This window comes from Streptomyces sp. NPDC054840 (assembly GCF_053611065.1).
The window spans coordinates 1-9904 of sequence record NZ_JBSGZP010000238.1 but is presented as its reverse complement, the minus strand read 5'-3'; the positions used below and the strand labels follow the sequence as shown (position 1 = coordinate 9904).

Here is a 9904-nt window from a genome sequence, read left to right as displayed (position 1 = left end):
CCCCTCGACCGATCGCGAGGTGCGGATCAGCCGACCTTGACCAGGTCGCAGACGAAGATCAGCGTCTCGCCCGGGGCGATGGCACCGCCCGCGCCGCGGTCGCCGTAGGCGAGGTGCGCCGGGATGACCAGCTTGCGGCGGCCGCCGACCTTCATGCCCTGGACACCCTGGTCCCACCCGGCGATGACCTGACCGATGCCGAGCTGGAACTGGAGCGCGGAACCGCGGTTCCAGGAAGCGTCGAACTCCTCGCCGGTGGAGAAGGCCACGCCCACGTAGTGGACGGAGACCCGGTCGCCCTTCTTGGCCTCGGCGCCGTCGCCCAGCCAGATGTCCTCGATCACGAGGTCCTTGGGGGCCTCGCCCTCGGGGAAGTCGATCTCGGGCTTCTGGAGGTCACTCACGGAACTTCTCCTCATATGTACGAAACGGTCAACCGGAACAGTCTTACATCACCGCGAGGATGTCGAGGCTGAAGACCAGCGTCGACTTCGCCGGGATGGTGCCCTGCTCCTTGTCCCCGAACGCCATGTCCGGCGGAATGACCAGCAGGATGCGGCTGCCCGCCTTCTTACCGACCAGGCCGTCCTTCAAACCCTTGACCGAAAGCTCACCCAGCGGCCAGGTGACCGTCTGGTCACTGGTGTAGGTGCTCTCGAAGGACTTGTCGTCCTTCCACGTCTTGCCGTTGAACTTGACGACGACGCTGTCGGTGTCCTTCACCACCGGGCCGTCACCCTCAAGGACATAGTCCGAAACCAGCTTGGTGGGCTCGGCGGTGTCCTTCGGGACGGTCACGGAGACTTCCTTGCCGTCCGTGTTCGTGCCGACCTTGGGCAGGTCCTTGTTCTCCTGGGCGACTTCCTTGCCCGTGGCCGAAACCGGGACGGTCGCACCCTTGACGATGTCCACGACGAAGACCAGCGTCGCGTTCTCCTTGATCTTCGGAGGCGACCCCTGTGCCCCGTAACCGAGCTCCGGCGGGATCACCAGCTCGACACGGCTGCCGACCTTCTGACCCTCCAGACCCTGGTCCCAGCCCTTGATGACGGCGCCGGCGCCGATCGTCACGTCGAACGGAGCGGGCCGCCCGAAGCTCTGGTCGAACGGCTGCTTGCCGTCCCACACCTGGCCGAGGTAGTGGACCTGCGCGATGTCGTTCTTCTTCAGCACCTGCCCGGTGCCCTCGCTGATGGTCACCACCTTGAGCTCCTTGGGCGGCGTGCCCTTCCCCATCGACAGGGTGGGCGTCTCCCCGAAGGCGGCACCCTTGGTGATCGCGGGGGCCCCGTTCTTCATCTGGGCGGAGTCGGAGCCGCTGTCGTCGCCACACGCTGCGGTCGTCAGCAGCAGAAGGGGTACGACAAGCAGGCCGGCAAGTCGGCGCACGGGTTCCTCAGATCTCAGACGGCAAAGCGGTCGCTCGCCACTCTAAGCCGTGCACAGGGCCCCGTACGAGAGACGTACGGGGCCCTGGCGAGGAGTGCGATGTCACACAGCGGTCACTCTGCGGGTCCTACATGCCCGCGATCAGCTTCTCCACCCGGTCGTCCACCGACCGGAACGGGTCCTTGCACAGCACCGTCCGCTGCGCCTGGTCATTGAGCTTCAGATGCACCCAGTCGACCGTGAAGTCCCGCCGCTGCTCCTGCGCCCGGCGGATGAAATCGCCGCGCAGCCGCGCCCGCGTCGTCTGCGGGGGCACCGACTTGCCCTCGAAGATCTTCAGGTCGTTGCAGATCCGCGCCGCCTGCCCCTTGCGCTCCAGCAGGTAGTACAGCCCGCGCCGGCGGTGGATGTCGTGATACGCGAGGTCTATCTGAGCCACCCGCGGATTCGACATGGTCATGTCGTGCTTGGCCCGGTACCGCTCGATCAGCTGGTACTTCATGACCCAGTCGATCTCGGTCCCGATCCGGTCCAGGTCCTCCGCGTCGATCGCGTCGAGCGTGCGACCCCACAGCTCCAGCACCTGGTCCACCACGCCGGTACGGATCCCCCGGCGCTCGGCGAAGTCCACCGCCTTGTCGTAGTACTCCCGCTGGATCTCCAGCGCCGAGGCCTCCCGGCCGCTCGCCAGCCGCACCTTGCGCTGACCCGTGATGTCGTGACTGACCTCACGGATCGCCCGGATCGGATTCTCCAGGGTCAGGTCCCGCATCACCGTGCCCGCCTCGATCATGCGCAGCACCAGGTCGGTGGCCCCGACCTTGAGCAGCATGGTCGTCTCGGACATGTTCGAGTCACCCACGATGACGTGCAGCCTGCGGTAGCGCTCGGCATCCGCGTGCGGCTCGTCCCGGGTGTTGATGATCGGCCGCGAGCGGGTCGTGGCAGAGCTGACGCCCTCCCAGATGTGCTCGGCCCGCTGACTCACGCAGTAGACCGCACCCCGCGGCGTCTGCAGCACCTTGCCGGCGCCGCAGATCAGCTGCCGCGTGACAAGGAACGGAATGAGAATGTCCGCCAGGCGGGAGAATTCCCCGTGCCGGGCCACCAGGTAGTTCTCGTGGCAGCCGTACGAGTTGCCCGCCGAGTCGGTGTTGTTCTTGAAGAGATAGACGTCGCCCGCGATTCCCTCCTCGTGCAGGCGGCGTTCGGCGTCGACGAGCAGACCTTCGAGAATGCGCTCGCCTGCTTTGTCGTGAGTGACCAGCTCGGTCACGTTGTCGCATTCGGGTGTTGCATATTCCGGATGCGAACCCACGTCGAGGTACAGGCGGGCGCCGTTCCGCAGGAAGACATTGCTGCTGCGGCCCCATGACACAACACGGCGGAAGAGGTAGCGCGCCACTTCGTCAGGAGACAGTCGGCGCTGTCCCCTGAACGTGCACGTGACGCCGTACTCGTTCTCCAGCCCGAAAATGCGGCGGTCCATGACTGAACATTACGCCTTCTGCCCTCTTCTGAAACCGGGTTCGGGAGCGCCGTTTCGATCAGTTCCCACCAGCGGGCCGATCGACGCCCCGATCACGCCCCGACCACGGCCCGATCGGCCCACCCGCCGCACCCACCGATCAGGGCGCCGCCGGCACCTCCGACGGCACGTCAGAAGCCGTGTCCGGCACACCGTCAGGCAAGCCCGCCACCGCGCGACCACGCCCGCCGGTCGCCAGCACCCGCTGAGTGACCATCAGAACCAGCAGCGCCGAACCGCCCGCCACAGCCGCCACCCCGAAGCCCGCCGCGGTACCGCCCCACTCCACCGCAGGCCCCGCGGCCGCCGTACCGATCGCCGCACCCACCCCGAAGAACGTCACCAGCCACGAGAACGCCTCCGTCACCGTGCCCGCCGGAGCGTGCCGGTCCACGGCGATGAACGCACACGCCAGCGCGGGCGCCAGGAACACACCCGACAACGCCGACAGCCCCGTCATCGCCACCGCACCCGGAACCAGCATCAGCGGCAGGTAGCAGACCGCCAGCAGACCCACCAGCAGCCGCAGCCGCCGCTCGGGCGCACCGGCCCACTGCCGCGCGCCGTAGCACACCCCACCGATCAGCGCGCCCAGCCCCAGCGCCGCCATCAACCAGCCGTACACCGCCTGACCGCCGTGATCGTCCGCGTACGCCACCCCCGCCACCGTGATCGAACCCAGCGCCATACCCACGAAGAAGAACGCACCCAGCAGCGCCAGCAGCCCCCGCGAACGCAGCGCCCCCAGCCAGTGCGCCTCCCGCGGCGCCGAACGCCACTTCCGGGACGGCTCACTGACCACCACCGACAGCGCGCCCAGCACACCGATCGCGTTCAGCGCCAGCAGCGCCCCCGCCGGCGACCACATCGCCACGAACAGCGTCACCAGCAGCGGACCGACGGTGAACATGACCTCCTGGGCCACCGCGTCCATCGCGTACGCGGCGTGCACCTTCTCCTCACGGCCGCCCAGCACCCCCGGCCACAGCGCCCGCAGCCCGCCCTCCAGCGGCGGCGTGAACAGCCCCGCCACCACCACCGCGGCGTACGCGGCCACCGCCGAACCCGTACCCGAAAGCGCCAGCCACACCATGCCCAGCGCGGAGAGCACCGCGGCCGGCAGCTGTACCCGCGGCTGCCCGAACAGATCCACGGCCCGCCCCAGAAGCGGCTGACCCACCGCGTTCGCCAGCCCGTACACGGCGGCCAGCGCCCCCGCCAGGCTGTAGCTGCCACCCTCGGCCCGCGTGAAGAGCACGATCGCGATCGGCCCCGTGGCATTGGGCAGGCGGCCCACGAGCGTGCCCACCAGCAGCCTCGCGGCGTGCCGGGTCCTCAGCAGCTCCGCGTATCCCGCGGCCATGTCCGCCCCCTTCTGCCCGGATCCAGCCGGGAGTGCCGAAGTAATACGTATAACTAGACCGGTCATACGTACCATGGCCGCAGCCCGCCGGTCCACCCCGCCGACCCCACCACACCCCCGACCTCCCAGTTCAGGAGCCCCGTGTGACGAGACCCACCAGCCGCGACGTGGCCACCGCCGCCGGGGTCTCCCAGGCCACCGTCTCCCTCGTCCTCGGCGAGAAATGGCCCGGCCGCGTCTCCGAACGCACCGCCACCCACGTCCGCGAAACCGCCACCCGCCTCGGCTACCGCCCCAACCTCGCCGCCCGCAACCTCCGCCTCGGCACCACCCGCACCGCCCTCCTCGTCGTCCCCGCCCTCACCAACGAGTTCTTCGCCCGCGTCTACACCGGCGCCGCCCGCGTCGCCGCCGAACACGGCTTCGGCGTCGTCCTCTACCCCTCCCCCGACGGCACCGGCCCCGCCCGCGACCCCTTCGCCTCCGCCCGCGCCGCCCTCGACGGAGTCATCGCCTCCTCCATGGCCGCCCACACCCTCGACGCCATCGGCGGCAACACCCTCCCCCTCGTCATGCTCGACAGCGACCCCGCCGCCGGCACCGCCGCCGCCCACGTCAACCTCGCCATGGCCGACGGCATGCGCCAGATCACCGAACACCTCCTGCCCCTCGGCCACCGCCGCTTCCTCCACCTCGCCTCCGCCATCGACTCCTGGACCTTCGACACCCGCGCCCAAGCCCTCAGCGCCCTCCTCGGCCCCGGCACCGAGCTGCGCACCGTCCGGGCCGCCCTCACCGTCGACAGCGCCCGTACGGCCATGGAGGCCGCCCTGGCAACCCCCCGGGACCGGCCCACCGCCGTCGTCTGCGACGACGACATCCTCGCCGCCGGCGCCTGCAAGGCCGCCCGCCGCCTCGGCCTGCGCATCCCCGAGGACCTCTCCGTCACCGGCTTCGACGACCTCGCCCTCGCCACCGCCGTCGAACCCGAACTCACCACCGTCCACCTCCCCGCCGAACGCGTCGGCGAACAGGGCATGGCCGCCCTCCTCGCCGTCCTCGAAGGCACCACCTGGACCGCACCCGACATCCCCGTCCGACTCGTCGTCCGCGACTCCACGGGCCCCGCCCCCACCCCCTGAGCCGAGCCAAGCCCACCCGGCCCAGCCAGCCCCGGCCCGGCACCGCCCCGGCCAGGCCCGGACACGACGAAGCCCCGGCCCGCCGAAATCGGCGAACCGGGGCTCCTCCCGCACCACGACTACTCGGCGTCATCCTCCGGCGCCTCGTCGTTCGACACGGCATCGGCCTGCACCGCCGCCGTCACGTCCGCCTCCAGCAGCCGCGACAGCTGCCGACCCCGGATCCGCTTGAACTTGCGCTGCTGCGCCCGCGTACGGTCCAGCACCGCGACCTCCAGCCGCTCCGCCGGAATCGTCTTGTCCGCGCCGTTGGCCTGACTGGACAGCGCCTGCACCGCCAGCTTCAACGCCTCCGACAGGGTCATCCCGTCCTGATGACGCTGATCCAGGAAGGTACTGATCTGCTCGGCATTGCCACCGACCGCGACCGAACCGTGCTCGTCCACGATCGACCCGTCGTGCGGCAGCCGGTAGATCTGGTCACCCGCGGCCGTCGCACCGACCTCCGCGACCACCAGCTCCACCTCGTACGGCTTCTCACCGGCCGACGAGAAGATGGTGCCGAGCGTCTGCGCGTAGACGTTCGCCAGCCCACGGGCCGTCACATCATCACGGTCGTAGGTGTATCCACGCAGATCCGCGTACCGCACACCGCCGATCCGCAGGTTCTCGTACTCGTTGTACTTACCGGCGGCCGCGAAGCCGATCCGGTCGTAGATCTCGCTGAACTTGTGCAGCGCACGGGACGGGTTCTCGCCGACGAACACGATGCCGTCGGCGTACTGCAGCACGACCAGGCTGCGACCGCGGGCGATGCCCTTGCGGGCGTATTCCGCCCGGTCGGCCATGGCCTGCTGGGGTGACACATAGAACGGAGTCGACACCGGCTGTCCGTCCCTTTCTTCTGGGCTCCTACGGGGCGACGGATGGTCAGAGCAGGGCGGCGCGCGGGCCGTCGGGCTGCTCCAGCCGACGGTTGGTGACCGTACGGGCGAGCTCCTGCGACTCGTCGTCGGTCAGCCTGCGGAACCCCTCGTCCGTGATCACGGTGACGATCGGGTAGATGTGGCGGTACAGGTCCGGCCCACCGGTCGCCGAGTCGTCGTCGGCGGCGTCGTACAGCGCCTGGACGACCAGGGTGGTGGCCTGCTCCTCCGTCAGATCGGGACGGTAGAGCTTCTTCATCGAGCCCCGGGCGAAGATCGAACCCGAACCGGTGGCGGCGTAGCCGTGCTCCTCGGAGCGGCCGCCGGTCACGTCGTAGGAGAAGATCCGGCCCTTCTCCTTGCCCTCGTCGTACCCGGCGAACAGCGGCACGACGGCCAAGCCCTGCATCGCCATGCCCAGATTGCTCCGGATCATGGTGGAGAGCCGGTTGGCCTTGCCCTCCAGGGACAGGGTCGTCCCCTCGACCTTCTCGAAGTGCTCCAGCTCCAGCTGGAACAGCTTGACCATCTCCACGGCCAGGCCGGCCGTACCGGCGATACCGACGGCGGAGTACTCGTCGGCGGGGAACACCTTCTCGATGTCCCGCTGCGCGATCATGTTCCCCATGGTCGCCCGCCGGTCACCGGCGAGGACCACCCCGCCGGGGAAGGTGGCGGCGACGATGGTCGTCCCGTGCGGCGCCTCGATGACACCCTCCGGCAGCCTGCGGTTGCCGGGCAGCATCTCGGGCGAGTGCGCGCCCAGGAAGTCCATGAAGGACGACGACCCCGGCGTCAGGAAGGCTGCCGGTAGACGCCCTGTGCCACGATTGTTGGCTTCCACGCGTGTCCCTCCAGGTATGAGATGGCCCGACGCAGAGTGTCGGGATCGTCTCCCAACTTGCCGATGGCCGAATTGCAGTTGAAGCACAGTACGCCTCGGACCCTACCCGTCTCGTGGCAGTGATCCACATGCACGGCCGGAGCCTTTAGGCAGATCCAGCAAAGCCCGCCCTGAGCTGCGATCATTTCGTCCCGCTGAGCCTCGCTGATGCCATAGGTCCGTTTGAGGTGGCCGGCCCGGCCTTCGACCGCACGGCACGCCTTGCATCGCGTTGACAACCCATCCGAAGCAGTTGCATTCCGATGCCATTCCGCATGCGGCTTCACTTCGCCACAACGCAAACAGAGCTTGTGCCCTTCCGGCACTTCTACTCGAGGCCGGACCTTCCGCCCCAGGCCGATCTGACGCTCACGGTGATAGTCGGCCATGCAAGCGCGGCATTCACGCTGCAAGCCATCCATGTTCGACCGCTTGATACCGAAGGCTGCGCGCGGCCGGTCTTCACCGCACCGCGCACACCGCTTCGAGCCTGCCCTTTCGGGCATTCACCCCACCCTTCGCCTTCGATTCGAAGGTTACTGGCCGCCTTTTTGAACGAAACTTCGAACGAAGTCCTCGGCGTTCTCCTCCAGGACATCATCAATCTCGTCAAGTACGGAGTCGACGTCGTCGGAGAGCTTTTCCTGGCGCTCCTTGAGGTCGGTCGATTCCTCGACCGCCGCCTCCTCGACCTCCTCGGTCGAGCGCGTCGCCTTCTGCTGTCCGCCGCCGGTGTCCTTGGTCGCCATGTCTACCTCACCCCGCTCGGTTCGCATGCTCATGTCGAGAGACCCCGGGATTCGGGATCTCTCAAGATCAGACCCTACGTCGGACCCTACAAGGAGGGTCCGACATTCGTCCCCGTACTTTCACAGTCCGGTTCTCTTCATGATTCCCGGACCGGAGGCCTTTCAGGCCCTTTCACTGCCCCGAAAGCACCCGGACCAGGTCCTCCGCCGTGCGACAGCGGTCCAGGAGCTCCTTGACGTGGGCCCGCGTGCCCCGGAGCGGCTCCATCGTCGGGACCCGCTGGAGCGAGTCCCGGCCCGGAAGGTCGAAGATCACGGAGTCCCAGGACGCCGCGGCCACGTCGTCCGCGTACTGCTCCAGGCAGCGGCCGCGGAAGTACGCCCGGGTGTCCTCCGGAGGCTTGCCCTGAGCCCGCTCCACTGCCGGCTCCTCCAGCAGCCGCTTCATCTTGCCGCGGGCCGCCAGGCGGTTGTAGAGGCCCTTCTCGGGCCGTACGTCCGCGTACTGGAGGTCCACCAGGTGCAGCCGCGCCGCGTCCCAGTTCAGCCCGTCCCGGCGCCGGTAGCCCTCCAGGATCTCCTTCTTGGCGATCCAGTCCAGCTCCCCCGACAGACTCATCGGGTCGCTCTCCAGCCGGCCCAGCACGTCCTCCCAGCGCCCCAGCACGTCCTTGGTCTGCTCGTCCGCGTCGGACCCGAAACGTTCGTCCACGTACTTCCGGGCCAGCTCGAAGTACTCCATCTGCAGTTGCACCGCGGTCAGTGTCCGGCCGCTGCGCAGCGTGATCAGGTGCTGCAGGTCCGGGTCGTGGGAGACCTGGTGGAGGGTGCGTACGGGCTGGTCGACGGCCAGGTCGACGTTGATGAACCCGTCCTCGATCATGGACAGGACAAGTGCTGTCGTGCCGAGTTTGAGGTAGGTGGAGATCTCGGAGAGGTTGGCGTCTCCGATGATCACGTGGAGCCGGCGGTACTTCTCGGCGTCCGAGTGGGGCTCGTCGCGGGTGTTGATGATGGGCCGCTTGAGGGTGGTCTCCAGGCCGACCTCGACCTCGAAGTAGTCCGCGCGCTGGCTGATCTGGAAGCCGTGCTCGCGGCCGTCCTGGCCGATGCCCACGCGTCCCGCGCCGGTCACGACCTGTCGCGAGACGAAGAAGGGGGTCAGGTGGCGCACGATCTCCGAGAAGGGGGTTTCCCGCTTCATCAGGTAGTTCTCGTGCGTGCCGTAGGAGGCGCCCTTGTTGTCGGTGTTGTTCTTGTAGAGGTGGATCGGCTGGGCGCCCGGGAGCTGGGCGGCGCGTACGGCCGCCTCGGCCATGATCCGCTCGCCGGCCTTGTCCCACAGGACGGCGTCGAGTGGGTTGGTGATCTCGGGCGAGCTGTATTCGGGGTGTGCGTGGTCGACGTAGAGCCGTGCGCCGTTGGTGAGGATGACGTTGGCGAGGCCGATGTCCTCGTCGGTCAGCTGGCTGTTGTCGGCGGCCTCGCGGGCGAGGTCGAAGCCGCGGGCGTCCCGCAGCGGATTCTCCTCCTCGAAGTCCCAGCGGGCGCGTCGCGCCCGGTGCATCGCCGCCGCGTAGGCGTTGACGATCTGGGACGAGGTGAGCATGGCATTGGCGTTCGGGTGCCCCGGGACGGAGATCCCGTACTCCGTCTCGATCCCCATTACTCGCCGTACGGTCATGCGGCCCTCCTTGCCCGGCGGCGCTCCCCTTTCGGGAGCGGCGCTCAAGTACCGCTGGTGCTCCGGTGCGTCTGCCTGTGCGGTGCCCGTCCCCGCACTGCGCGTCCGGCGGTACGGAAGAGCCTAGAACCACTGCGCGCTCGTGGGGAGATCATTTCCGTCATTGGATCCGCCTCGTCACCGGCTGAAAAGCGGCCGGTAAAGCGGTGGGGTAAAGCAGTCGGCTGCGGATGCCCGGGG

10 protein-coding genes are annotated in these 9904 nt (G+C 68.5%); 1 reads left to right on the top strand and 9 read right to left on the bottom strand.

The features are described 5' to 3' along the window. Positions 1-26 precede the first annotated feature (26 nt). The 4 genes from ACWGIU_RS18585 to ACWGIU_RS18570 form a co-directional block, all read right to left on the bottom strand. Complete coding sequence (locus ACWGIU_RS18585; RefSeq protein ID WP_301372209.1) at positions 27-419, bottom strand: FKBP-type peptidyl-prolyl cis-trans isomerase; 393 nt, start codon at positions 417-419, stop codon at positions 27-29. Between the two features lie 28 nt (positions 420-447). After that, a complete protein-coding gene (locus tag ACWGIU_RS18580) occupies positions 448-1389 on the bottom strand; it encodes an FKBP-type peptidyl-prolyl cis-trans isomerase (RefSeq protein WP_453707103.1) in 942 nt (313 codons plus the stop codon). A 127-nt stretch (positions 1390-1516) separates the two neighbouring features. Next, the gene (gene pafA / locus ACWGIU_RS18575; RefSeq protein WP_453707101.1) at positions 1517-2878 is read right to left on the bottom strand and encodes a Pup--protein ligase; all 1362 of its coding nucleotides are present in this window, start codon (positions 2876-2878) and stop codon (positions 1517-1519) included. 139 nt (positions 2879-3017) lie between these two features. Further along, positions 3018-4280 carry an MFS transporter gene (locus ACWGIU_RS18570; protein WP_453707099.1) on the bottom strand — a complete coding sequence of 421 codons (1263 nt, stop codon included), beginning with the start codon at positions 4278-4280 and terminating at the stop codon, positions 3018-3020. A 143-nt stretch (positions 4281-4423) separates the two neighbouring features. Here ACWGIU_RS18570 and ACWGIU_RS18565 point away from each other — a divergent pair, with 143 nt between their 5' ends. Beyond that, a complete protein-coding gene (locus tag ACWGIU_RS18565; RefSeq protein ID WP_453707097.1) occupies positions 4424-5422 on the top strand; it encodes a LacI family DNA-binding transcriptional regulator in 999 nt (332 codons plus the stop codon). A gap of 119 nt (positions 5423-5541) precedes the next feature. On the opposite strand, the gene prcA is transcribed toward ACWGIU_RS18565, so the two are convergent. From prcA to dop, 5 genes are all read right to left on the bottom strand, one after another. Then, positions 5542-6306, bottom strand: a complete 765-nt coding sequence (gene prcA / locus ACWGIU_RS18560; protein WP_030016342.1) for a proteasome subunit alpha — start codon at positions 6304-6306, stop codon at positions 5542-5544. 46 nt (positions 6307-6352) lie between these two features. Then, the gene (gene prcB, locus ACWGIU_RS18555) at positions 6353-7192 is read right to left on the bottom strand and encodes a proteasome subunit beta (RefSeq protein WP_453707095.1); all 840 of its coding nucleotides are present in this window, start codon (positions 7190-7192) and stop codon (positions 6353-6355) included. Further along, positions 7144-7737, bottom strand: coding sequence for an endonuclease VII domain-containing protein (locus ACWGIU_RS18550; protein WP_453707093.1), 594 nt, complete (start codon positions 7735-7737; stop codon positions 7144-7146). Before ACWGIU_RS18550 ends, prcB begins: the two co-directional genes overlap by 49 nt. A gap of 30 nt (positions 7738-7767) precedes the next feature. Beyond that, positions 7768-7980: a ubiquitin-like protein Pup gene (locus tag ACWGIU_RS18545; protein WP_030016348.1), complete on the bottom strand. Its 213-nt coding sequence runs from the start codon at positions 7978-7980 to the stop codon at positions 7768-7770. Between the two features lie 172 nt (positions 7981-8152). Next, positions 8153-9664, bottom strand: a complete 1512-nt coding sequence (gene dop / locus ACWGIU_RS18540) for a depupylase/deamidase Dop (RefSeq protein ID WP_453707091.1) — start codon at positions 9662-9664, stop codon at positions 8153-8155. Positions 9665-9904 lie beyond the last annotated feature (240 nt).